This window comes from Streptomyces sp. 8N616, assembly GCF_052246385.1.
Lineage (GTDB): Bacteria > Actinomycetota > Actinomycetes > Streptomycetales > Streptomycetaceae > Streptomyces.
In genome coordinates, this window is record NZ_JBQQBY010000042.1 from 1 (window position 1) to 23,343 (window position 23,343).

At 69.0% G+C, this 23,343-nt stretch carries 23 protein-coding genes; 8 read left to right on the top strand and 15 right to left on the bottom strand.

Annotated elements, in window-relative coordinates; all coding sequences use genetic code 11:
- Window positions 1–15: 15 nt before the first annotated feature.
- Window positions 16–780, bottom strand: a complete 765-nt coding sequence (locus tag ACTWQC_RS29930; RefSeq protein WP_443318969.1) for a TetR/AcrR family transcriptional regulator — start codon at window positions 778–780, stop codon at window positions 16–18.
- 1,037 nt (window positions 781–1,817) lie between these two features.
- Here ACTWQC_RS29930 and ACTWQC_RS29935 point away from each other — a divergent pair.
- From ACTWQC_RS29935 to ACTWQC_RS29955, 5 genes are all read left to right on the top strand, one after another.
- Window positions 1,818–2,606, top strand: coding sequence for a hypothetical protein (locus tag ACTWQC_RS29935; RefSeq protein ID WP_443318970.1), 789 nt, complete (start codon window positions 1,818–1,820; stop codon window positions 2,604–2,606).
- Between the two features lie 279 nt (window positions 2,607–2,885).
- Window positions 2,886–3,038, top strand: a complete 153-nt coding sequence (locus ACTWQC_RS29940) for a hypothetical protein (RefSeq protein WP_443318971.1) — start codon at window positions 2,886–2,888, stop codon at window positions 3,036–3,038.
- Window positions 3,039–3,269: 231 nt separating this feature from the next.
- Window positions 3,270–4,685 (top strand): hypothetical protein, encoded by a 1,416-nt coding sequence (locus ACTWQC_RS29945; protein WP_443318972.1) that lies wholly within the window; start codon window positions 3,270–3,272, stop codon window positions 4,683–4,685.
- A 60-nt stretch (window positions 4,686–4,745) separates the two neighbouring features.
- Window positions 4,746–4,976, top strand: a complete 231-nt coding sequence (locus ACTWQC_RS29950) for a hypothetical protein (protein ID WP_443318973.1) — start codon at window positions 4,746–4,748, stop codon at window positions 4,974–4,976.
- A gap of 224 nt (window positions 4,977–5,200) precedes the next feature.
- Window positions 5,201–5,902, top strand: coding sequence for a hypothetical protein (locus ACTWQC_RS29955; RefSeq protein ID WP_443318974.1), 702 nt, complete (start codon window positions 5,201–5,203; stop codon window positions 5,900–5,902).
- Between the two features lie 634 nt (window positions 5,903–6,536).
- Here ACTWQC_RS29955 and ACTWQC_RS29960 read toward each other — a convergent pair.
- From ACTWQC_RS29960 to ACTWQC_RS29990, 7 genes are all read right to left on the bottom strand, one after another.
- Complete coding sequence (locus tag ACTWQC_RS29960) at window positions 6,537–7,901, bottom strand: dicarboxylate/amino acid:cation symporter (RefSeq protein ID WP_443318975.1); 1,365 nt, start codon at window positions 7,899–7,901, stop codon at window positions 6,537–6,539.
- A 389-nt stretch (window positions 7,902–8,290) separates the two neighbouring features.
- Complete coding sequence (locus ACTWQC_RS29965) at window positions 8,291–8,605, bottom strand: DUF4229 domain-containing protein (protein ID WP_443318976.1); 315 nt, start codon at window positions 8,603–8,605, stop codon at window positions 8,291–8,293.
- A 111-nt stretch (window positions 8,606–8,716) separates the two neighbouring features.
- Window positions 8,717–9,241 (bottom strand): GNAT family N-acetyltransferase, encoded by a 525-nt coding sequence (locus ACTWQC_RS29970; protein ID WP_443318977.1) that lies wholly within the window; start codon window positions 9,239–9,241, stop codon window positions 8,717–8,719.
- A gap of 19 nt (window positions 9,242–9,260) precedes the next feature.
- Entirely contained in the window at window positions 9,261–9,980 is a 720-nt protein-coding gene (locus tag ACTWQC_RS29975; protein ID WP_443318978.1) for a UdgX family uracil-DNA binding protein, read from the bottom strand.
- Window positions 9,981–10,108: 128 nt separating this feature from the next.
- Window positions 10,109–11,272 carry an aminofutalosine synthase MqnE gene (gene mqnE, locus ACTWQC_RS29980; protein WP_443318979.1) on the bottom strand — a complete coding sequence of 388 codons (1,164 nt, stop codon included), beginning with the start codon at window positions 11,270–11,272 and terminating at the stop codon, window positions 10,109–10,111.
- A gap of 99 nt (window positions 11,273–11,371) precedes the next feature.
- The gene (locus tag ACTWQC_RS29985) at window positions 11,372–11,827 is read right to left on the bottom strand and encodes an Lrp/AsnC family transcriptional regulator (protein ID WP_443318980.1); all 456 of its coding nucleotides are present in this window, start codon (window positions 11,825–11,827) and stop codon (window positions 11,372–11,374) included.
- Between the two features lie 134 nt (window positions 11,828–11,961).
- A complete protein-coding gene (locus ACTWQC_RS29990; RefSeq protein WP_443318981.1) occupies window positions 11,962–12,702 on the bottom strand; it encodes a UbiX family flavin prenyltransferase in 741 nt (246 codons plus the stop codon).
- An 83-nt stretch (window positions 12,703–12,785) separates the two neighbouring features.
- Between ACTWQC_RS29990 and ACTWQC_RS29995 the strand changes: the two genes are divergently transcribed.
- Window positions 12,786–13,499, top strand: coding sequence for a rhomboid family intramembrane serine protease (locus tag ACTWQC_RS29995; RefSeq protein WP_443318982.1), 714 nt, complete (start codon window positions 12,786–12,788; stop codon window positions 13,497–13,499).
- 86 nt (window positions 13,500–13,585) lie between these two features.
- Here the strand turns inward: ACTWQC_RS29995 and mqnP are convergent, their stop codons facing one another.
- Window positions 13,586–14,503 carry a menaquinone biosynthesis prenyltransferase MqnP gene (gene mqnP / locus ACTWQC_RS30000; RefSeq protein ID WP_443318983.1) on the bottom strand — a complete coding sequence of 306 codons (918 nt, stop codon included), beginning with the start codon at window positions 14,501–14,503 and terminating at the stop codon, window positions 13,586–13,588.
- Entirely contained in the window at window positions 14,500–15,951 is a 1,452-nt protein-coding gene (locus ACTWQC_RS30005) for a menaquinone biosynthesis decarboxylase (RefSeq protein WP_443318984.1), read from the bottom strand. The genes mqnP and ACTWQC_RS30005 overlap by 4 nt, the downstream gene beginning before the upstream one ends.
- A 56-nt stretch (window positions 15,952–16,007) precedes the next feature.
- On the opposite strand from ACTWQC_RS30005, the gene ACTWQC_RS30010 reads away from it, so the two are divergent.
- Both ACTWQC_RS30010 and ACTWQC_RS30015 read left to right on the top strand, forming a co-directional pair.
- Window positions 16,008–16,406 carry a PLDc N-terminal domain-containing protein gene (locus ACTWQC_RS30010; protein ID WP_443318985.1) on the top strand — a complete coding sequence of 133 codons (399 nt, stop codon included), beginning with the start codon at window positions 16,008–16,010 and terminating at the stop codon, window positions 16,404–16,406.
- On the top strand, window positions 16,406–17,359 hold the full coding sequence (locus ACTWQC_RS30015) for an isopenicillin N synthase family dioxygenase (protein ID WP_443318986.1): 954 nt from the start codon (window positions 16,406–16,408) through the stop codon (window positions 17,357–17,359). The genes ACTWQC_RS30010 and ACTWQC_RS30015 overlap by 1 nt, the downstream gene beginning before the upstream one ends.
- Before the next feature lie 11 nt (window positions 17,360–17,370).
- On the opposite strand, the gene ccsB is transcribed toward ACTWQC_RS30015, so the two are convergent.
- The 5 genes from ccsB to ACTWQC_RS30040 all read right to left on the bottom strand — a co-directional run bounded on the left by ccsB (window position 17,371) and on the right by ACTWQC_RS30040 (window position 23,167).
- Window positions 17,371–18,468, bottom strand: a complete 1,098-nt coding sequence (ccsB, locus tag ACTWQC_RS30020) for a c-type cytochrome biogenesis protein CcsB (RefSeq protein ID WP_443318987.1) — start codon at window positions 18,466–18,468, stop codon at window positions 17,371–17,373.
- Entirely contained in the window at window positions 18,465–20,387 is a 1,923-nt protein-coding gene (gene resB, locus ACTWQC_RS30025; RefSeq protein ID WP_443318988.1) for a cytochrome c biogenesis protein ResB, read from the bottom strand. The genes ccsB and resB overlap by 4 nt, the downstream gene beginning before the upstream one ends.
- 5 nt (window positions 20,388–20,392) lie before the next feature.
- Window positions 20,393–21,154: a cytochrome c biogenesis CcdA family protein gene (locus ACTWQC_RS30030; protein ID WP_443319033.1), complete on the bottom strand. Its 762-nt coding sequence runs from the start codon at window positions 21,152–21,154 to the stop codon at window positions 20,393–20,395.
- Window positions 21,155–21,161: 7 nt separating this feature from the next.
- Entirely contained in the window at window positions 21,162–21,803 is a 642-nt protein-coding gene (locus tag ACTWQC_RS30035) for a TlpA family protein disulfide reductase (protein WP_443318990.1), read from the bottom strand.
- A 107-nt stretch (window positions 21,804–21,910) separates the two neighbouring features.
- Entirely contained in the window at window positions 21,911–23,167 is a 1,257-nt protein-coding gene (locus ACTWQC_RS30040; RefSeq protein WP_443319034.1) for a hypothetical protein, read from the bottom strand.
- Window positions 23,168–23,343: the final 176 nt, after the last annotated feature.

The following is a 23,343-nucleotide window of genomic DNA, read 5'->3' on the forward strand; positions in this document are numbered from 1 at the left end:
CCGGCGAGGTGACCGTCAGCAGCGAGTGGACCAGCGACGCCCGTTCATGAGGTTATCCAGGCCCGCCCACGCGAAGTTCATCAGCGTCCCCGCCGTCTCCGTGGCCGACGGGCGGTCGTCCGTACGGTCGTTGGCCCAACCTGCCAGGGACTCGGCCGCGCCCACGAGTGCGTGCGCAAGGGCGGAGACCTCGCGCTCGGCCAGCTCGTCGGGGGGCCCGGAGGATGTCCCTCCGAAGTGCGCTGTGCACTCCGCCTCACGCGCCGCCGCCGCGATCAGCTGGGTCACGAACTCGACGATCTCCGCCCGCATCGCGGCGACTTCGGCCGCGAAGGGCTCGCCGTGCGTGCGGGCCTGACTGTGCACGACTGCCCAGCCGTGGGGGTGCTGGGCGGTGTGTGCGAAGAAGCCCCGCAGCCCGTTCCACAGCTGCTCGGCCGCCGACCCGGCGCTCGACCAGGCATCCTGCTCGCCGTCCACACCGGCACCCGACCCGGCGCCCGATTCGGCGTCCACACCGGCACCCGACCCGGCGCCCGGCCGGACCGCATCCCGTACCGCCTTCACCAGCGCGTCCACCTCCCGCCGGATGCAGGCGTTGAACAGCTCCTCCTTGGAGTTGAGATACAGATAGACCAGCGGCTTCGAGACCCCCGCCAGCTCGGCTATCTCATCCATCGAAGCGGCCCGGTAGCCGCGCTGCGCGAAGGTCTCCACCGCCGCGTCGAGCATCTGCTGCTCCCGCACCGCGCGCGGCATCCGCTTGCCCTTGGCACCCAAGACCGTTCGCCCCTCCCCTGTTGCTACTCGTGGGTAAGTTTACGGCCGGACAGAGCGACACCTGCACGAACTGATCAAGGTCACTCGTCACCGTGCGGGCTTGACCTCACATCGACATGAACTCGCAGCCTTGGCGCATCAAGCGCGCGTGACGCCCGGCGGCCTCCCGCGTCCACGGGCGAGGGCATCCAGGGGCGGGAACAAGGGCGTACGCAGCCACGCCCGCGTGGCGGCGCCACGCTCGCGCAGGGAGGCCGAAGCCAGGCGAGCAGCGGGGACGACGTCAGCTACCCAAGCCCCTTGAATCGGCAAGTAATTCACCGCAAGCCTGGTTGCCGGGCACACCACCCAGGCACCATACGTACATGGACAGTGACGCCAGGTTCCCATCGTCGCCCCCACCGTTACCTTCGCCGAAGCGGCACAACACGGTGCTGCGGTTGTACGACGGCCCCTTGCACCGGGACTGGGCATTCTGGATGACCGTGGGGTGGGGGTCCCTGGCCGCTGTCTCGATCCCGACGAGCAAGGAACCCAGCCCCCTGCCGGTATGGCTGGACACCCTCCTGGCCGTGCTCTCTTTCACTGCCATCTTCGGCGTGCTCCCGGCCTGGCTCCGGTTGCTCATCAGGCGATGGCGGTGGCGCAGGCATCACCACCGGTCTCCCCTCACTCATGCGCCGCCGTCTGCGACCCCTGCTGCCCAGGAGGCATCCGCGGCACCACCCTCTCCGGGGCCCACTCCGCAGACGGACCGGCCGCGAACGACGCCGCCGGCGGCTGCAGCAACCCAGCCTCAACCCATCGCCCCCGTAGCGCCCTCCGCGACAAACTCCCCGCGCCCGCCATCTCCTGAGTCAACTCCCGTCTGGACGGAACGAGGCGTCTCACGTCGCGCCGGCCGGAGGGAAACCGAGGACTGGTCTCCGTCCTCCTCAGAAGCGCTGGATATCGCGCGGACCACGTTGCCACACCCCGTCGCCCGCGCCCTCCGCGCTCTGCAAGGGGCACACACTCCAAGGGACCAGTACGAGGCGATGCTCGACGCCGCCGAGAGCCTCGCCATCACCATCAGCGTCACCGCAGCGGCTCTGCTCCACGGTCAGTCCCAGCGTCATGCCGGCGGGCATGGGCTTCCAGAAGGCGTGGTGCAGCGCAACTTGTCGGCGCTCCGGAGCGCCTATCTCGGGAAGGGCGCGACGTTCGGCACGTGGACGACATGGCTCAACGCCCTCCGCTCCCTTACCGAAACCCATCCCGACCTGGTCCCGGGGCTCAGGGATGCACTTCAGGACAAGCCCGACGAACCAGGAATCGTCGTATATCTCAATGCATTGCGGCAGGAGCGCAACCGTGCCGCCCACGGCAACAAGCCCCGGAGCCAGAGCGAGTCCGCCTTGCGTGTGGCCCAGGGCGCGTATCAACTCGAACCTGCCCTGGCGAAGGCCCAGTTCCTCAAGGACGTACCGTGGCTGCTCACCGTTTCATGCGCCTACCAGCCGAGATCACACACTTTTGATGTCGTCGCGCATCGGGCCATGAGCGACCACCCCGATTTCGAACGCCAGATGTTCACGTGGGCCGATCCGGTCGCCAACGACACCTTTTACGTACTCAGCCCGAAGGGGCCTGTCGCTCTGTCCCCGTTCGTCGCCAGCCGGTTCTGCCCGCAGTGCCAGCAAATGGAAGTCTGCTACGTGTATCGGGCCGACAGGAACGAAGGGCCCGCAGAGCTCAAGAGCTTCGGCCGGGGACACGACATCTCCGCGGCCGACCTGGGCGACGACGTCCGGTCGTTACCCGACCGCCGGAAAACGGGCCCGTGAGGGATTCGAAGGAATTGTGAGGGCGGGGACCGCCGCTGCCGTCACTCGCGGAAGTCCCCACCCAGCTCAATAACGGTCGTGGACCGCGGGTATGACTGGCCGGCTTACGGGGCCGGGTTCGGGGTGTGGGGCGCGGGCGGCGGGGCCGGCTCCTCGTGGGGCGGGGCGGCTCGGCAGGCGGGGGCTCCTCGCCAGGCTGCTGTTCGCCCGGCACGCAGGCCACCCGACCCAACCGGAGGTCCACTCAGCCCACGCCCGCCCAGCCGAACTGGACGGCGTGTGATCCCCGGCATCTCCCACGGACTGCTCGTGGAGAAACCGGACCTGTGCAACCGGGTCGTGATCGACTTCCTCACCATGGACCCGGTACAGACCCTCGCCCCGATCCGCCGCGCCGCCCCTCCGGGCCGTAACGGAAAACTCGATCGATAGCCCTTCGCTTATCAATCGACTCGATACTCGGATCAATCTCCGCCCCGTCCAGCAGAAACGCCTTGGTAGCTTCGATGGCCGCGCCACTCCTCGGGACGGGGCCGAGCGAGTGGCTGCCGCCGATCCGTGGCCGTATTCAGAACGGCCGTATTCAGACGGCATATCACTATGCCCCGCGATCCGCTTTCCCCAGGCCGCCCAGGGCCCGGGGCCGACATGAGGGGTATCCGAATGCCCGAGCGTGAAGGGTTCCTGCACCGCATCACCGACACCGTGCGCGATGCTCTCGACGGCGACGGCGACGGCGGCGACGGTGACGACGACGACCGCGCACGGCCGCAGACCGCGGCAGGCGCCAAGGCACCGGACAAGGGCGTGCCGGAACCACCGGCCGCACCCGCTCAACCACCCGCTCAACCACCCGCCAAAGCCCCCGGCGAGGGAGCGCCTCAGCCCGCGCCGCAAGGGCCTCCGCCGGGCCCGGGCACGGGGCGCCCCGACCCGGAGGTGGCCAAGGTCATCTACCTGGTCGGCAGGGAACTCCAGGTCTCCGACAAGGCCATGCTCGCCGGATTCGAGGCGGCGCTCGTCGAGTCGGGCATGGAGAACCTGAACCACGGCGACCGCGACTCGCTCGGCGTCTTCCAGCAGCGACCGAGCCAGGGCTGGGGCTCACCGACCCAGTGCATGAACGTCAACTACGCCACCCACAAGTTCTTCGAGCGAGCCATCAAGGCCGACCGCGACAATCCCGGTTTCACACCCGGACAGTTGGCCCAGAAGGTTCAGGTCTCGGCCTTCCCGGAGCGCTACGACCAGCGGGAGGCCGAGGCGAAGGAGACCCTGAAGTCCGCCAGGGAATCCGTCGAGCAGCCCCCGCCGGGAAATCAGCCCCAGCCCCCGCCCCCGCCCCCGGCCGACAACCCGCGGCTCGACGTGCAGTTCGACATGTCCCAGCGGAAGCCGCTTTTCGCGGAATTGCTCACCTACATGCTGAGCAACGGCCATGAGTTCGTCCTGCCCCCCGGAATGCCGGAACCCGGCGGCCGTCGCAGCTCGAGCGAATCATTCGGCAAAGTCATGGAGCACGACGCGCTGATCACCGGTCTCAGCCAGACCTTCCGCATACGGAAGTCACTCATCCAGACGGTCATCTTCTGGGAGTACCGCGGCGGTTGGGGGGACCCCATCGGGAATGGTCTGGTCATGGCCTACTACGCGTACAAGGAGTGGGAGGAGATTCCCGTCGGAGAGCCGCCGCCGGCCCCGTACCCCAAGGAAGACGCCTCCACGGGGGTAGCCAAGATCTTCGCGAAGACCGCCATCCGCGCCCGCAACCACGCCATCGGACTGGGACTGATTCCCGAACCGCCACTGAACATCGACGACTGGCACGTCGTGTGGGATGTCTGGCAGAGGCTCTTCAGGGATGAGCGCTACAACGTCAGTACCGTGCCCCTGGTGCACATCCACAGCGCGCATCTGACCGGCGTCAAGAACCCCGACCGACTCCGGTTCAGCGACGACGAGACCAGGGATGTCCTCGCCCGCTACAACGGCGAAGGCGACGAGGCCGCAGAGTACGGGCGCCGGGCCCTGGACCTGTACCGGATCTTCGAAAAGTACAACGCCCGCCTGAGGGGCTGAGCCTCGAGAGGGCGGGTCGGAGCGGATGCGTCCCGGGCGGATGCCGGGCACGCTGGGGGTATGACCGAAGATCCGCGCGTCGTCGTCCAACCGCCTTCGCCGAGCGGTGGCCGCCGGGTACGCGTCGACGGGACGATCCTTGGCGTGGCATACGGGCCGCGGGACGTGATCGAGTTGCTGCGCCGGGCCGGCCTGGATCCGGATGAGGTCAGGCTCGACGATCCGCTGCTGATCCTGTGGCGCGGCGGCGGTCCCACCCACTGGCCGACGGACACACCGCGGCGCCCCTGATCCTCGGTCCGAGGATCAGGGGCGCCGTGCTGTCGTCGGGCATGGCCTGCTGGCGGCTGCGGGACTGGAACGAGGCCGCGGGGTGTGGCAGCGGCTGCACGAGGTCCTGCTGGCCGGGTTGAACCCAGTTGTCCGTGTGATCGTCCGGGGGGAGCGATGCCTATCCATCGATGCGTCAACTCCCCTACGCTGAAGGCGTTTTCGTGGCAGGGGAGGGGGGAGTCTTGGGTGTTGGGACCCTGATCGCGATCATCGTCCTCTGCATGGTGCTTCACGGGCTGTTCGTGGGGATCCGCAGCAAGCACCACAGACGGCGGCTCCCTCACCCGTCCATCACCCCGGCGCAGGCGGCGGCATGCCAGAACCAGGTCTTTCGGGAGATCTGCCGAAGATCCAAGGGGCCCGGCTGGCGGGCGGTCCGCATGGCGGACTACTTCACGGATCAGGGGTGGAATCGCGCGGATGCCATGCTCATTCTTGCGGAACCGCTCAAGCACGGGCTGATCAAGACTTATGGGTGGCGGTTCGGTATGTACGGCCCGACTCGGACGGGCTGGGACGAGTACCGGAAGAACTTCATGTGGGCAGGAGGCAGCGAAGCGGTGCACATCTCGGCCCGCTCCGGCGGTTTCATAGTGGCGAACGTCAACAGCCCTCACGCTGTGGCCCAGGGAGGCCACGGCAACAGCGCCGACGTGCGCAACGTCTCCCACCGGCAGCTCATCGACGCGCTGAGGGAGGACGCACGCAGCGCGAATCCCGACGAGGCCGTACGGGCGCAGGAATACGCCGACGACCTGGCGGAGGCGGTCCAAACGGAGAATCCGGCCAGGGCGGATCGGATCCTCGGTCGGATCAACGCCCTCCTGACGTCCGCCAATTCGGCTTTCGCGCTGACCAGGGACCTACTGCCGCCTGGCACCTGAAGGACTCTAAGCCTGATTCCCGTAGTCCTGGAGGCTTATCGCACCCCCAGGGGTGTCCGTCATGAGCCCAAGCATCCCGCAAGATCACCTCCTGGATCATGCGGCCCCCCGAGACGCTCACCGAGAGCCAGGACAAGCGGCTCCTGAAGGTCCGGCTCGCCTACCCGGACATCACCCGGGCCCGCGACCTCGCCCGCACCTTCGCTGATCTCGTCCGTCACCAGCGCGAATACCTGCTGCTGGGGTGGTCCGCCAAGCCGAGCAGGACGCACCGAAACGATGCAGGGCTTCGCTGGCTTCCTCCGCCAGGGCCTCGATGCCGTCACCACCGCCTCACCCTCCCCTGGAGCTCGGGAGTCATCGAAGGTCACGTGAACAGGGTGAAACGGGCAACGTCTGGCCGAGCCTCATTCGCACTCCTCCGGACCCGCATTCTCACCCAGCCATGAGCATCACGAAACTGCGGACGGAGCCCGTTCGATGCGTCGCTCACACAGCTGACCGCCGGCGGCTCGGAGCACCGACAGCAGCCAGCGCAGCGGCTACCTCGGCCTCACCCGCCCCGCCGGGACGTCAGCGACGCGCGAGCGCCCCGGATCGGCCAGAACCCGGGGCGCTTCGGTTTCAACGTCATCTATGCGTTAGCCGGGGCAGTCACCTTTTGCCCGGCCCCAGTCGCGTCGTAGCCATCAACCGGCGAGGCGGTCGCAGAACCGTACCGCTCGCGGTCGAGGATGCCCTCACGTCCGGAGACCAGCAACGGGCATACAACTTGACCAGCTACGTTCGTCGCCGTCCGCATCATGTCCAGGACCGGGTCGATCGCCAGGAGCAGGCCGACGCCCTCCAGTGGGAGGCCCAGGGTCGACAGGGTCAGGGTCAGCATCACCGTCGCGCCCGTCAGTCCCGCCGTCGCCGCCGAGCCGATGACCGAGACGAAGACGATGAGCAGGTAGTCGCCGACGCCCAGGTTCACGCCGAAGATCTCGGCGATGAAGATCGCGGCGAGCGCCGGGTAGATGGCCGCGCAGCCGTCCATCTTCGTCGTGGCGCCGAACGGCACGGCGAAGGAGGCGTACTCACGCGGCACCCCGAGCCGCTCGGTGACGCGCTGCGTGACCGGCATCGTGCCCACCGACGACCGCGACACGAACGCCAGCTGGATGGCGGGCCAGGCGCCGCGGAAGAACTGCAACGGGTTGACCTTGGCGACCGTGGCGAGCAGCAGCGGGTAGACGCCGAACATGACCAGCGTGCAGCCGATGTAGACATCCGCCGTGAAGGTCGCGTACTTACCGATCAGCTCCCAGCCATACGTGGCGATGGCGTAGCCGATGAGGCCGAGGGTGCCGATCGGGGCGAGGCGGATGACCCACCAGAGGGCCTTCTGCAACAGCTCGAGCACCGTCTGGCTGAGATTGAGGATCGGCTCGGCCTTCTCGCCGAGCTGCAGCGCCGCGATGCCCGCGACGACCGCCATGAAGACGATCTGCAGCACGTTGAGCTCGGTGAACGGCGTGATGACGTCCGTCGGCACGATGCCGGTCAGGAAGTCGAGCCAGGAGCCCGCCTCCTCGGGCTTGGCGCCGTCCTTCGCGGTGAGGCCGGTGCCCGCGCCTGGGTTGGTGATCAGGCCGAGCGCCAGGCCGATGGCGACGGCGATCAGCGAAGTGATCATGAACCACAGCAGCGTACGCCCGGCCAGCCGGGCGGCGTTGTTGACCTTCCGCAGGTTGGTGATCGACACCAGGATCGCGAAGAAGACGAGTGGCGCGACGGCCAGCTTCAGCAGCTGGACGAAGATCGAGCCGATTTTGTCGAGGGTCGTGACCAGCCAGCTGACGTCACCGCTGCGGGCGACCCAGCCCAGCAGAATGCCAAGGACGAGGCCCAGAAGAATCTGGGCCCAGAACGGAACCGTCGGTATCAAGAAGCCGGACGGCTTCTTCGCGGGGGCTTGGGGGGTGGACACGGACACACTCCGGCAGGGGGAAGGCATACGGGGATACGGGGATACGGGGTTACGGGAACGGGGTGCGGCGGCCGTGTTGGTACGTACGGACGGCAGCGCCGATGCTATGCCGCTCAGCTGCGGCGGCAACAGGCCGCGGACGCACAGCAGTTGCAGCGGCAGAACACGACGGGCAGGCGCGCCATGAGCGGACGCGTCATGGCGTGGCGGTGCGCGGCTGCTGTCGTCATGCCAAATACGTTAACACTTGAACTTTGAGACCTTCAAAGCTCCGCTTCGGGTCACAGGCCCGCCGATACGTCAACACCCCACGGCGGAGCGGCTGCTCCACCATGGGGCGTCAGAGGTGCGTGACGAGCGTTACTCGTAACCCGTAACCCGTAACCCGTCACCCGCCACCCGCCACCCGTCGCCCGTTACGCGTCTTCCTGCGCCTGGTTCGCCGCAAGCCGCTCCTTCGCGCGGTCCACCTTCTCCACGATCTGCTCGGACATGGCGTCGCGCTGCTTCCGCAGCAGCACCCAGCTCAGCGGAGCGGACAGGACCAGCGCGAGCAGCAGCACCCACATGAGGTTGGAGTCGCCGAGTCCGGCGGGCAGGACGCGCAGATGGGTCAGGCCCCAGACGACGAGGAAGCAGCCCGCGAAGATGCCGAGGCGCATCGCGGTGTAGCGGAGAGTCGCGCGCTGCTTGCCACTACTGGTGCTGCTCCTGCTGGTGGTGGTGCTCACGGGCCCGACCTTCATCTCTGGCTTCTCTGCTTCTCTGCTTCTCTGAACTTCTCTGGCTTCTTCTCCGGCGGCTTCTTCTGCCGCATCCAGTGAAGCACGTCCCATTTTGGATCAATTGATCGGGAGCCACATGGTGATGTCGTCGCGGAAGTCGTCGTCCGCGACCTTGATCGCGCCGGGCACCCGCCCGACCTCCTTGTAGCCGCACGCCCCGTAGAACCGCTCCAGACCGAGGCCGCCCCGGCACGTCAGCCGGATTCCGTCGATGCCGTCCATCCCCCGGGCCGCGTCCTCCGCGGCGGCCATCAGCTCACGCCCGTATCCCTTGCCGTGGTGCGAGGGGTGGACCATCACGGTGTACAGCCAGCACCAGTGGCGCATCAGCCGGTGCGTGTTGAAGGTGAAGAAGACGGTCGCCGCGACCCGACCGTCCCCATCACGCCCGACCAGCAGCCTCGTACGGTCCTCCGCCATGGCCGCGAGGTGCTTGACCAGCTCGGGCCGGATGTCGTCGGCGGTCACCGGTGGTACGAATCCGACGGCACCCCCCGCGTTCGAGACGTCCGCCCAGAGCCGGCAGAGGCCGTCGTGCAGCTCGGGGGTAATGGCGGGGTCCAGGTCGAAGGACAGCGTCATGCCCTCGACGATAAATGGATCAGCCGAGCGCCTGGGCGGCTATCCGCAGGTCGGACACCAGGCCCTGGTACACCGCCTCCCGGTCGTCCGCGCGCAGTACGGCGGAGGGGTGGATGGTGGCAACCAGGCACTCACCCCGCTCCTCGCCCTCCTTGCTCTCCTCCCCCTCCCCGCCGTCCAGCAGCGGGCACGGCAGCAGCATCCCGCGCTGCTTGGTCACCCGGAACGACGGGCCGAGCAGCGCCTTCCCCGCCGTCGCGCCGAGCGCCACGACCACCTCGGGGTCGATCAGCTGCAGCTCGGCGGCCAGCCAGGGCTTGCAGGCGGACAGCTCGTGCAGGTTCGGCGTCTTGTGAATGCGCCGCTTGCCGCGCTCGGGGACGTAATCGAACTTGAAGTGCTTGACGGCGTTCGTGATGTACGTCTCGCCAGGATCGATCCCGGCCTCGTCGAGCGCCTGCGTCAGCACCCTCCCGGCGGGCCCGACGAAGGGAAGGCCCTTCCGGTCCTCCTGGTCGCCCGGCTGCTCGCCGACCAGGACCACGCGGGCGTCCGCGTCGCCCTGGCCGAACACGGTCTGGCTCGCGTTGCGGTGCAGCGGACAGCCCCGGCAGCCGGCGGCGGCCTCCCGGAGCGCGGCCAGATCAGCGCCGCCGGGGACGAAGGGGCCGGCGGTGTACGCGTCCTCGGGGGCGGAGCCGGAGCCTGGACCGTGACCGGGTCCGTTCGCGCTGGTCATGCGCCCCGGGTACCCGCCTCGGCAGAACTCAGACCCGTACGCCCCCTCGGACGTAAGCCCCTCGGATCCGTACGGCTTCGAGCCCCGTGCGCCTCTCCGACCCGTAGGCCGTCAGCCCCCTACGCCCCTCAGACCCGCATCGGCTGCGGGGACTCGCGCCGGTCGGGGTCCGGCCCCGGGTACTCGCGGATTACCTCGTACCGCGTGTTCCGCTCGACCGGCTGGAACCCCGCGTCCCGGATCAGGTCGAGCAGATCCTCCCGGGTCAGCTTGTCCGGCGTCCCGAAGTTGTCCGCGTCGTGCGTGATCTTGTACTCGACGACCGACCCGTCCATGTCGTCCGCGCCGTGCTGCAGCGCCAGCTGCGCCGTCTGCACCCCGTGCATCACCCAGAAGACCTTGACGTGCCGGATGTTGTCGAAGAGCAGCCGGGAGACCGCGAAGGTCCTCAGCGCCTCCGCGCCGGTCGCCATGGTCGTACGGGCCTGGAGGCGGTTGCGGATCTTGCCGTCCTTCATGTCCACGAAGTCGTGCTGGTAGCGCAGCGGGATGAAGACCTGGAAGCCGCCGGTCTCGTCCTGCAGCTCGCGCAGCCGCAGCACGTGGTCCACGCGGTGCCGCGGCTCCTCGATGTGCCCGTACAGCATCGTGCTCGGCGTCTTGAGGCCCTTCTCGTGCGCGAGCCGGTGGATGCGCGACCAGTCCTCCCAGTGGGTGCGGTGGTCGACGATGTGCTGCCGGACCTCCCAGTCGAAGATCTCGGCGCCGCCGCCGGTCAGCGACTCCAGTCCGGCGTCGATCAGCTCGTCGAGGATCTCGCTCGCGCTCAGCCCGGAGATCGTCTCGAAGTGGTGGATCTCGGTCGCGGTGAAGGCCTTCAGGGAGACCTGCGGGAGGGCTTCCTTGAGGGCCTTGAGCGAGCGCGGGTAATAGCGCCAGGGCAGCGTCGGGTGAAGGCCGTTGACGATGTGCAGCTCGGTGAGGTTCTCGTTCTCCATCGACTTGGCGAGGCGGACGGCCTCCTCGATGCGCATCGTGTACGCGTCCTTCTCGCCCGGCTTGCGCTGGAAGGAGCAGTAGGCGCAGGACGCGGTGCACACGTTCGTCATGTTGAGGTGACGGTTGACGTTGAAGTGGACGACGTCGCCGTTCTTCCGCGTCCGCACCTCGTGGGCGAGGCCGCCCAGCCAGGCGAGGTCGTCGGACTCGTAGAGGGCGATGCCGTCCTCGCGGGTCAGCCGCTCCCCCGCGTGGACCTTCTCCTCCAGCTCGCGCTTGAGCCCCGCGTCCATGGAGCCGCCTCCTATACGTCTGCCAACCGAGCTCCAAACACCGTACTCCCCCAGCCTTCGGCCGGGAGGTGCCCCCATACACAGTCGCTACCGCGACTGCTACGCGTTCTCGGGCAGCTCGCCGACCCGGTTCTCCCACTTGGTGGACAGCACGATCGTCGTACGCGTGCGGGAGACGCCCTTGGTGCCGGACAGCCGACGGATCGTCTTCTCCAGGCCGTCCACGTCGCTGACCCTGACCTTGAGCATGTATGAGTCGTCGCCCGCGATGAACCAGCAGTCCTCGATCTCCTCGAGGTCGCGGAGCCGGCGGGCCACGTCTTCGTGATCGGTGGCGTCGGAGAGCGAGATGCCGATGAGCGCGGTCACGCCGAGGCCGAGCGAGGCGGCGTTGACGGTCGCGCGATAGCCGGTGATCACACCGGCCGCCTCCAGGCGGTTGATCCGGTCCGTGACGCTGGGCCCGGAGAGCCCGACGAGCCGTCCGAGCTCGGCGTACGAGGCCCTGCCGTTCTCCCGGAGTGCCTGGATGAGCTGCCTGTCAACCGCGTCCATTACCTGGAGCCTTCCATTGTTCACAATGTCGAGCGTCAATATAAAGAATCTAAGGTACGCAGGGTTCAGCTGCCTGCGAATCGACCTAAGGATCCAAGGCGTGGGAGCGCACGTGCGCCCGCCGTCCCTCGCCGCTAGTCCTCCCCCCGGGAGCCCCCGATCGCCCCCTCCCAGCGGCGGTACAGCTTGTGCGGCACCCCCGCTGCGTCCAGCACCCGGCCGGCCACGAAGTCCACCAGATCCTGGATGTCCGTCGCGCCCGCGTAGAACGCCGGGGAGGCCGGCAGCACCACCGCGCCCGCCTCGTCCAGCGTCACCAGGTGCTTCAGGGTCTGGCCGCTCAGCGGCGTCTCCCGCACCGCGACCACGAGCCTGCGCCGCTCCTTGAGCGTCACGCTCGCCGCCCGCTGCAGCAGGTCCTTCGACAGGCCGAGCGCCACCCCGGCCACGCAGGCCGTGCTCGCGGGGATGATCAGCATTCCCTTGACCGGGTACGAGCCGGAGGACGGACCGGCGGCCAGGTCACCGGCCGCCCAGTGCCGTACGTCCGACTGCTCGGGCAGGGCCGGCAGGTCGGGCAGCGCGGCCTCGAACCGGTCCGGCGTGCCGTCCGCGCCCCGCGCCAGCCAGCGGCGCAGGTCCTCGCGCCAGTGTGCGTCGCGGAAAGCAATGCCGGTCTCGTCCAGGAGAGTGAGCCGGGACGCCCGGCTGACCACCAGGTCCACCGCCTCGCCCGCGTGCAGCAGGGCACGCAGCACCGCCGCGGCGTACGGGGTGCCGGATGCGCCGGACACCCCGACCACCCAGGGTCGGCGCTGCCCGGTGCCGGTGTGATCGTTCGGTCTCGGCTGCGGTGTCGAATGCGGCGGCTCCACGGATCGAGCCTATCCGGAGGCACGGGCGAGGAACCCGGGCGGCCGTCCCGGGCGTTGGAAGGGGTGGAGGAAAGGGGGCTCCGATGGTGTACGGACCTTCTGGTTACGGGTCGTCCGAGCCTGGTTCGTACGGCTCCGGGCGCTTCGGTCCTGGGCCGTACGGGTACGGGCGGTCGCCGTACGGGGCGGGTCAGGAGGGGAACCGGCCCGCCGCGCCGGGGCGCGGGGCGCGCGCCAGGGCCGCGGCCCTGCTCGTGCTCGCGTGGGCGGCGCTGCTCTGGCTTCTGGAGTCGGTGGACGCGGCGAGCGGACACGCCCTGGACCCCTACGGCATCACCCCGCGCGAGGCCGGCGAGGTGCGGGACATCGTGCCCGCCGCCTTCCTCCACTTCGGATTCGAGCACGTGATGGCGAACACGGTGCCGCTGCTCATCCTCGGGTTCATCGCCGCCGTCAGCGGCATCCGCCGCTTCGTGGGAGTGGTGGCGGTGATCATCCTGGCGAGCGGTCTGGGAGTCTGGATATTCGCGCCCGCCGGATCCGTCACCGCGGGGGCGTCGGGCGTCGTGTTCGGGCTCTTCGGCTATCTGCTGGTGCGCGGCTTCGTCGACCGTCGGCCGACCTGGGTCGGGATAGGCCTGGTCGTGGCGGTCCTCTACGGGTCGATCCTGTGGGGCGCGCTGCCGACCGGGGCCGGGAGCGGAATCAGCTGGCAGGGCCACCTGTTCGGACTGCTCGGCGGCGTGCTGGCGGCGTTCCTGTTCCGCGAACAGCGACCGAAGGCGCCCATACGCTGAGGCGGGTCCTCACACCCTGAGCGCACACGTTGACCTCACACGGTGAGCTCCCAGCTGAGCTCACGCGCTGAGCGCACACGTTGAGCTCACACGTTGAGGCCGCGGACCAGCAGGTCGAGCAGCGCGCACAGGAACAGCGCGATGCCGATGAAGCCGTTGACCGTGAAGAAGGCCCGGTTCAGCCGGGACAGGTCGTGCGGCTTGACGATCGTGTGCTCGTAGAGGAAGGCAACGGCGACGACCACGAGGCCGGTCCAGAAGAACGTCCCGGCCCCGGTCACGGCCCCGTACCAGACCAGCAGCGCGGTGGTCAGGACGTGGCAGGCCCGGGCGCCGTACAGCGCGGCCGGGACCCCGAACCGGGCCGGGACCGACAGCACCCCGTGCGCGCGGTCGGCCTGTACGTCCTGGCAGGCGAAGATCAGGTCGAAGCCGCCGATCCAGATGCCGACGGCGAGGCCGAGGATCACCGCGTCCCACGACCACGCCCCGGTGACCGCGATCCACGCGCCGACCGGGCCCATGGCCTGCGCCAGACCGAGGATCGCGTGCGGGTAGTTGGTGAACCGCTTCCCGTACGGATAGATCACCATCGGGATGACGGCGACCGGGGCCAGGGCCAGGCACAGCGGGTTCAGCAGGGCCGCCGCGCCCAGGAAGAGGGAGACGGCGATGAGCGCGCCGGTCCACGCGGACCGTACGGACATCGCGCCGGTGACCAGCTCGCGGCTCGCGGTGCGCGGATTTCGGGCGTCGATCTCGCGGTCGATGATCCGGTTGCAGGCCATGGCGAAGGTACGCAGGCCCACCATCGCGACGGTGACCAGGAAGAGCTGCCACCAGTGGACGTCCCCGTCGTCGAGCAACATCGCGGTGAGCGAGGCGATGTAGGCGAAGGGCAGCGCGAAGACCGAGTGCTCGATCATCACGAGACGAAGGAAGGCCCGGATCTTGCTCCCCGCGGGTGCGGGCCCCGGCCCGAGGACACCTTCTGCAGCGCTCACAGGCCGTACTCCTTCCAGCGGCGGTCGACCTTCGCCGCCGTATCCGGGTCGGACTGGACCATCTCCGGCCAGCCGCCGTCCCGCGTGTAGCCCTCCTCGGGCAGCTTCCGCGTCGCGTCGATGCCCGCCTTGCCGCCCCAGAACTGCTGGTACGAGGCGTGGTCGAGGTGGTCGACCGGGCCCTCGACGACCGTCAAGTCACGGGCGTAGTCGGTGTTCCCGAGCGCGCGCCAGGCGACCTCGTGCAGATCGTGCACATCGCAGTCGGAGTCGACCACCACGATCAGCTTGGTCAGCGACATCATGTGCGCGCCCCAGATGGCGTGCATGACCTTCTGCGCGTGCTTCGGGTACCTCTTGTCGATCGAGACGATCGCGCAGTTGTGGAAACCGCCCGCCTCGGGCAGGTGGTAGTCCACGATGTCCGGCACGATGATCTTGAGCAGGGGGAGGAAGAAGCGCTCGGTCGCCCGCCCCAGCGGCCCGTCCTCGGTCGGTGGCCGGCCGACCACGATCGACTGCAGCAGCGGCCGCCGACGCATCGTCACACAGTCGATGGTCAGCGCCGGGAAGTCCTCCTGCGGCGTGTAGAAGCCGGTGTGGTCCCCGAACGGGCCCTCGGGCAGCATCTTTCCGGGCTCCAGCCAGCCCTCGAGGACGACCTCCGCCTGCGCCGGCACCTGGAGCGGTACGGTCCTGCAGTCCACCATCTCGACCCGCTTGCCCTGCACGAACCCGGCGAAGAGGTACTCGTCGATGTCGCCGGGCAGCGGTGCCGTCGACGCGTACGTCACGGCGGGCGGGCAGCCGAAGGCGATGGCGACCGGCAGTTTCTCGCCGCGCCGCGCCGCCACCTGGTAGTGATTGCGGCTGTCCTTGTGGATCTGCCAGTGCATGCCGATGGTGCGGCGGTCGTGCCGCTGCAGGCGGTAGAGGCCGAGGTTCCGGACCCCCGACTCCGGGTCCTTGGTGTGCGTGAGCCCGAGATTGAAGAAGGACCCGCCGTCCTCGGGCCAGGTGAACAGGGCCGGGAGCTTGTCGAGGTCGACGTCCTCGCCCGTCAGGACGACTTCCTGGACGGGGGCGTCCTTCACCTTCTTCGGTGGCACGTGCGCCATGGTGCCGAGCTTGCCGAAGGCCTCGCGCATCCCGGTGAAGCCGTGCGGCAGCTCCGGCTTCAGCAGTCCGCCGATCTTCCCGCTGATCTCGTCGTAGGACCGCAGCCCGAGCGCCTTGAGGAGGCGGCGGTCGGTCCCGAAGACGTTCATGGCCAGCGGCATCGCGGAGCCCTTGACGTTCTCGAAGAGCAGCGCGGGCCCGCCCGCCTTGTTCACCCGGTCGACGATCTCACCGACCTCCAGGTACGGGTCGACTTCGGCCTTGATGCGCTTGAGGTCGCCGTCGCGCTCCAGCGCCCTCAGGAGCGAGCGAAGATCGTCGTAAGCCATACGCCCCAGTATCCGCCACCTCCTACCCGGAACGCGCCACCGGGGCCCTACCCTGGATGGGTAACCAGGGCCGCACCAGGCCCTCCGCCCTTCTCCAGGGGGACCGCTCCACCATGCTCAGGTATCTGCCCTTCCTGCTGGTCCTGGGGCTGTGGATCTACGCGTTCATCGACTGCCTCAACACCCCTGAGGACCAGGTGCGCAAGCTCCCCAAGGGGGCCTGGGTGCTCATCATCGTCCTCTTCGGCTATCTGCTGTTCGGCTCCCTCGCCTGGCTTCTGGCGGGGCGTCCGCGGCGGTCGGAGAACGAGGGCGCGGCACGGACGTACGGTGCCGGGCGTGGCCGTACGCGCTGGGTCGCGCCGGATGACAACCCCGAGTTCCTCAAGTCCCTGGACCAGGACGGGGAGAAGGACCCGGACCGCGACAACGGGCCTGACGACAGCCGGTCCTGATGATCCCGACCATCGGCCTGGGGCCCTGGCTCTCCGGCGACCCGGAGGCCCGCGGGCGGACGGCGAAGACCGTGGACGAGGCGCTGCAGAGTGCAGGATTCCTGCTGGTCACCGGCCACGGCATCGATCCCGCCCTGCGCACCGGGATCCGGGACGCGGCCCGCGGCTTCTTCCGGCTCCCGGCCGCCGCCAAGGAGCCGTACGCGGTCGAGGTCGGGGGCCGCGGCTGGCTCGGGCCCGGCGCGGAGGCGAACGCGTACGCGGAGGGCACGGAGAGCCCGCCGGATCTGAAGGAGTCGCTCTCCTTCGCCGCCGAGGAGCCGACGGGCGACCCCGAGGTCGACGCGGAGTGGTTCCTGCCCAACGCCTGGCCCGCGGAGGCCCCTGAGCTGCGCCCGCTGGTCGAGACGTATCTCGCGCGGATGCGGACGCTGTCCGATGTGCTGCTCGAGCTGCTGGCGGGCGCCCTGGGCGAGCCGCTCGACTTCTTCACCCGGCACACCGGTCACCCCACCTGGGGCTTCAACATCAACTGGTACCCGGGCACGGAGGTCGTGGGCGAGCCCGAGCCGGGCCAGTTCCGCATCGGGCCGCACACCGACTTCGGGACGGTCACCCTCCTGGACCGGCAGCACGGCAAGGGCGGCCTGCAGGTCTTCACGGACGAGGGCGGCTGGGAGGACGCGCCGTACGACCCGGCGGCCTTCACCGTCAACATCGGGGATCTGATGGCCCGTTGGACGGGCGACCGCTGGCGCTCGGGCCGCCACCGGGTGCTGCCTCCGCCGGCCGACGCCCCGGCGGAGGAGCTGATGTCCCTCGTGTACTTCTACGAGTGCGACCCGGGCACACGCGTGGAGTCGCTGCCCGCGCCGACCGGCAGGGTGGCGTACGAGCCGGTGGACTCGCACACGTACCTGCGGAGCAAGCTGGACGCGATCAACGTGGGTTGAGGGCTGGGCCGTCAGACCCCGGCGTAGGAGTGCTTGCCGGTGATGAAGATGTTGACGCCGTAGTAGTTGAAGAGGAAGCACGCGAAGGCGATCAGGGCCAGGTAGGCGGCCTTGCGGCCCTTCCATCCGGCGGTGGCGCGGGCGTGCAGATAGCAGGCGTAGGCGACCCAGGTGATGAAGGACCAGACCTCCTTGGGGTCCCAGCCCCAGTAGCGGCCCCAGGCCGCCTCGGCCCAGATCGCGCCCGCGATGATCGTGAAGGTCCACAGCGGGAAGACGGTGGCGTTGATGCGGTACGCGAACTTGTCGAGGCTGGCGGCCGAGGGCAGCCGCTCCAGGACGGACGAGGCGAACGCGCCGGGCTGCTTGCCTCCGGGGTCGGCGAGCTTCGCCTCGAAGCGGTCGCGGAAGAGGTAGAGCAGCGTGCCGACGGCGCCGAGGTAGAGCACCGCGCCGGAGATGATCGCGCAGGAGACGTGGATCCAGAGCCAGTACGAGTGAAGGGCGGGAACCAGTTGGTCGCTGTCGGTGTACAAGACAGTGACAGCGAGGCCGAGATCGAGGAGGACGGTCGTGACCAGGGGGAGTCCGATCCAGCGCACGCTCTTCTTCAGCGCGAGGAGGACGGCGTACGCGCCGACGGCCACCATCGAGAAGGTGGTCGAGAACTCGTACATGTTGCCCCAGGGGGCGCGCTCCACGGAGATGGCGCGGGCGAGCACGCCACCGGCGTGGATGAGGAAGGCGAGGACGGTCAGCGAGACGGCGATACGGCCGTACAGGTCGCCCTGCTCACTGCCGCCCGCGGCGCCGGGGCCGTCCGGGACATCACGGGCTCCGGCGACGGACCGGGTCACGACCTTGGGACGCTCCAGTACGGCGGTGCCGCCGCCCCTCGTTGCGACCTGCACGGTCACGTTCCCGGCGGGCGCGGAGCCTGCGGCGGGGGCGGTGAGCGCGGCGGCAGTACGGCCGACCTTGCTGCGGCTGCCGAACACCCACTCCGCCATATGCGCGATGAAGGCCAGGGTGTAGACCGCCATCGCCGAATAGATCAGCACGTTGCTGATGTTGGCCATGTTCTCGTTGGCCGCGACCGCGAGGTTCACGCGCGCGCTCCTTCGCCTTCGACAGGTTCAGCGGGATCGTCGTTCTGGTCTTCTGCAGCCGAGTCTTCCGCAGCTGGGTCGTCCGCCGCCGCGTCGTCTGCCGGGGCGTCGTCTGCCGCCGAGGCTCCGGCGGGCGCGTCGTCGGCGGGAGCGGACTCGGCCGGTGCGTCCTCGGCCGGTGCGTCCTCGGCCGGGGGTGCGTCGGGCTGCAGGGCCACGGCCAGGTCGGCCAGTTCCTCCGGGAGCTTGGCGGACTCGCTGCGGCCGAGCCCGGCCATCTCCACGACCGTGGTGCCTTCGTCACCGCGGACCGCCCGTACCCACACCCGTCGGCGCTGGATGAACAGCGATCCTGCCAGACCGAGCAGCGCGGCCACCGCGCCGCCGAGGGCCAGGCCGTTGCCCGGCTGATAGGAGATCTGGAAACTGGCCCACTGCTTGACCCCGTCGAAGGTGAGCGAGCCGGCTCCGTTCGGCAGGGTCATGGTCTCACCGGGGCGGAGGGCCTTGCGGAGGAAGTCGCCGCTCTTGTCCTTGAACTGCTCCATCTTGCGCGGGTCGAGCTGGTACACGTTCTGCGGCACGCCGGAGTCGATGCCGAGGCTGCCGTGGAAGGCGTTCAGGGAGAGCACCGGGTAGTCGAGCGCGGGGAAGGAGGAGTGCGGGCCGCGCACCGCGTCCAGCGCGTAGGTCGGGGTGAACCGGCCCTGGAAGCCGAGCTGGTCCTTCTTGCCGTTCTTGTCGCGGTAGTCGGGGACCTTGATCACGCCGACGGAGGTCAGACCCGCGTCGCCCTGCGGCAGGAAGGCGACCGGCCCCTGGTACGCGATGTCGCCCTGCCCGTCCTTGACCGTGACGACAGGGGCATAGCCGTGCCCGAGCAGGTAGATCTTGTTGCCCGCGACTTCGAGGGGCTCGTTGACCTCGATGGTCGAAGTCTGTTCCTTGCCGTCCGCGCCCTCCCAGTACTTCACATGGGCGCGGAACTCGCGGGGGGTGCCCTTCTGGGGGCCGGTCCGCTCGTAGCTCGCATCGAAGCCGTTCAGTGAGAAGCCGAAAGGAGCCAGAGTGTCGGAGTCGAAGAGGCTGCCGGACTTGAAGTCGTCGTACTGCGTGAGCGTGTTGGAGAAGCCGTCCCCGTCGACGATCAGCTTGCCCCCCTCAGACTTCCACAGCTGCCCGACCGCGAAGGCCACCAGCATCACGATCAGCGCGCTATGGAAGACGAGATTGCCCGCCTCTCGCAGATAGCCCTTCTCCGCGGCGACCGCGTCCCCCTCGGTGCGGGCGCGGAAGCGGCGACCGCCCAACATCCGCTGCGCCGCGGCCAGCACCTGCTCGGGCTCGGCCTCCGTGCGCCAGGTGGTGTAGGCGGGCAGCCGGGTGAGGCGGCGCGGGGCGGCCGGCGGGCGGCCGCGCAGCTGGCCGACGAACTGCCAGCTGCGCGGGACGATGCAGCCGATGAGGGAGATGAACAGCAGGATGTAGATCGCCGAGAACCACACCGAGCTGTAGACGTGGAACAGGCCCAGCTTGTCGTAGATCGGGGCGAGCGTCTCGTGCTCGGCCCGGAACTCCTGCACCTTGACCGGCTCGGTGCCCGCCTGCGGTACCAGCGACCCCGGGATGGAGGCGAGCGAGAGGAGGAAGAGCAGGATCAGCGCGACCCGCATGGAGGTGAGCTGCCGCCAGAACCACCGCGCCCAGCCGATGACTCCCAGGGCCGGGACGTTGATCTGGTCCTCGGGAGCGGTGGACAGCTGCGAGCCCGCCGCACCCAACTCGCGGTCCCCCGCGACCAATTCGCGGTCCTCCGCGACCAGTTCGCGACCCTCCGTGCCCAGCTCGCGGCCCTCCGCAGCGGCCTCGCCGTCCTGGGTCGGGGCGCCGCTGTCGGTCTGCGTCTCCGTTTTGGCCATTGGTTTCAGATTCCCGGGGTGAAGGTGGACGACCAGACCTGCAGATCGGCGATCATGCGGTCCCAGACCCCCGTGATGAGCAGAGCGCCGACCGCGACCAGCATCAGCCCGCCGATCCGCATCACCCACACATAGTGCTGCTTGACCCAGCTGAACGCGCCGAGTGCGCGCCGGAAGGCGACCGCGGCCAGGATGAACGGCACTCCCAGACCCAGACAGTAGGCGACGGTGAGCAGCGCACCGCGGCCGGCGCTGGCCTCGTTGAACGCGAGGGCGTTGACCGCCGCGAGCGTCGGCCCGATGCAGGGGGTCCAGCCGACGCCGAACAGCACGCCCAGCATCGGCGCGCCCGCGAGACCCATCGCGGGCCGCCGGTGAAAGCGGAACTCGCGCTGGGTGAAGCCGCCGAGGAAGCCCATGAAGGCGAGGCCCAGCACGATCGTGAGGGCGCCGAGCACCTTGGAGATGGTCTCCTTGTGCTCCTCCAGCGTCAGGCCGAAGTTCCCGAACAGCGCCCCGTAGGAGACGAAGACCGCGGTGAAGCCCAGGACGAACAGGGACGCGCCGCTGACCATCCGGCCGCGCCGGGCCTCGGCGAGGTCGGTGCCGCTGACCCCGGTGACGTACGAGAGGTAGCCGGGCACGAGCGGCAGCACGCAAGGGGAGAAGAACGAGACCAGGCCGCCCAGGAGGGCGACGGGTACCGCGAGGAGGAGGGCGCCGGTGAGGACGGTCTGATTGGGGTCGGTCGCTGCGGCGAGGGCGATCACGCGATCACTTCTCCGCGATCAGCGGTTCGAGCGTCTTGCGGAGTTCGGCCTCGCCGAGCGGCTTGAGCGCCCGGGCGGCGATCCTGCCTTCGCGGTCGACGATCACGGTGGAGGGGATCGCTTTGGGGTTGAGGCTGCCGGGGGGGAAGCGCAGCATCAGCTTGCCCATGGGGTCGTAGAGGCTCGGGTAGGGGACGTCGAACTCCTTCTGGAACTTCTCCGCCGGGGGCTTGTTGGGGTCACGGGTGTTGATCCCCACGAACTCCACCCCGTCCGCCTTTGTGGCGTTCGCCACCTTCACCAGGTGCCGCATCTCGGCCCGGCAGGGAGCGCACCACGAGCCCCAGACGTTGACGACGAGGATCCTGCCCTTGTAGTCGGCGAGATCAAGGGCCTTGCCCTCGATGGTCTTGCCGGAGATCTCGGGGAGCAGCTGCCGGTCGCCCGCCTTGGCCGTGTCGATGCCGCCCTCGCCGGCGACGAACTTGGTATCCGCGGACCCTCCGGACGTACCGCCGGAGCCGCACGCGGTCAGCGCCAGGGCCGCGGCGGCGGCTCCGGCGGCGAGCAGGGCGGTGCGACGGGTCCCCCGTGCCGCAGGCCAGGGAAGAGTCGTGCGGCGTCGCGGGGCGCGGCTGGCAGACATGTGAAAAGTTTCGCATGGAGCTTCGGGGGATCTTCCGCACCCCCCTCAAGTCGTACGAAACCGCCAGTCAGGGGCGGGGACAGAGGTCAGCAGAGGCCGGGCAGCGGTCAGGAGGCGGTGAGGTCGGAGAGATACGCCTTCCAGCCGCCGGCCGGCCGCTGCCCGACATCGAGGCCGCGGAGCTTCTCGAGCACGGCAGGGTCCTGGGCGTCCAGCCAGTCCACGTACTGCCGGAAGGAGACCAGGCGTACGTCCTTGCGCTTCTCGTCGGCGATGTGCTTGACGGCCTCTTCGATGGCGTTCATGTAGATGCCGCCGTTCCACTGCTCGAAGTGGTTGCCGATGCAGAGGGGCGCGCGGTTGGTCTCGTACGCGCGCTCGAAGCCCCTGATGTACGCGTCGCGGGCCTGCCGCTCCCAGACGGGGTAGTTCGCGGGGTCGCTCTGCGTCGCATTCTGCGACTGGTTGGCGAGCATGTTGTAGTCCATGGACAGGACCTCGAAGCTCCGGCCGGGGAAGGGTATCTGCTGGAGCGGAAGGTCCCACATGCCCTGTTTTTTCGTCGGCCAGACCTGGCGGCCGCCCGGCGCGCTCGCGTCGTAGCGCCACCCGAGCTTCCGCGCCGTCCGCAGCAGGTTGTCCTGGCCGAGCAGACACGGCGTACGACCGCCGATGAGCTCCTTCGCGTAGTCGAAGGGCAGCGGGTCGAGGCCCTGGAAGCGGGTGTGGGTCCGCCACTTGGTGACGAACGACACAGCCTGCTCGATCTCGGACTCCCACTGGGCGGGGGTCCAGTGGGCCACCGAACCGGAGCCGGAGCAGAAGTGGCCGTTGAAGTGCGTCCCGATCTCGTGGCCTTCGAGCCAGGCCAGGCGCAGGTTCTCGAGGGTCATCCGGATGTGCTCGTCGGTGAGGTAACCGATGTCCGACGCCCCCACGGGGTTGTTCGGCGGCCGGTAGAGGCTCTTCTTCGACTCCGGCAGCAGATACAGCCCGGAGAGGAAGAAGGTCATCGAGGCGCCGTGGTCCTTGGCGAGCTTCCGGAAGCGCGGGAAAAGGCCGTCGCCGACCTCTCCCGCGCCGTCCCAGGAGAAGATCACGAACTGCGGCGGGGTCTGGCCGGGTTCGAGCCGCTCGGGCTTCGGCTGGTTCGGCTGCGGGCCGGTGCGGGCGGTCGAACCGTCACCGATCAACTGCGTCCCGAGGCCGCCGTTCCCGCCCCGGCGCCCCTTCCCCGACCCGGCACCCGAGCCGGATTCCTGATACCACCCGGGGGCCGGCTTCGAGCCGCATCCCGCGACGCCGAGAGCAGCCGCAGCGCCCAGCCCCATCCCCAGAATTCCCCGTCGGCTGATGTCGTGCATCTCGGTTCCCATCCGCACTCGCCATGCCCGATTTCTCCTACAACCGGACAGGGGGTAAGAGGGAGCGACGGAGACGGTGGTTCCGGGAAGGCGCGGAGATTCCGCGCGGACTTCTCGAGGACTGCTCGCCGACTGAGCCGACCGTGCCGACTGTGCCGGCTGAGTCGACTGAGGAC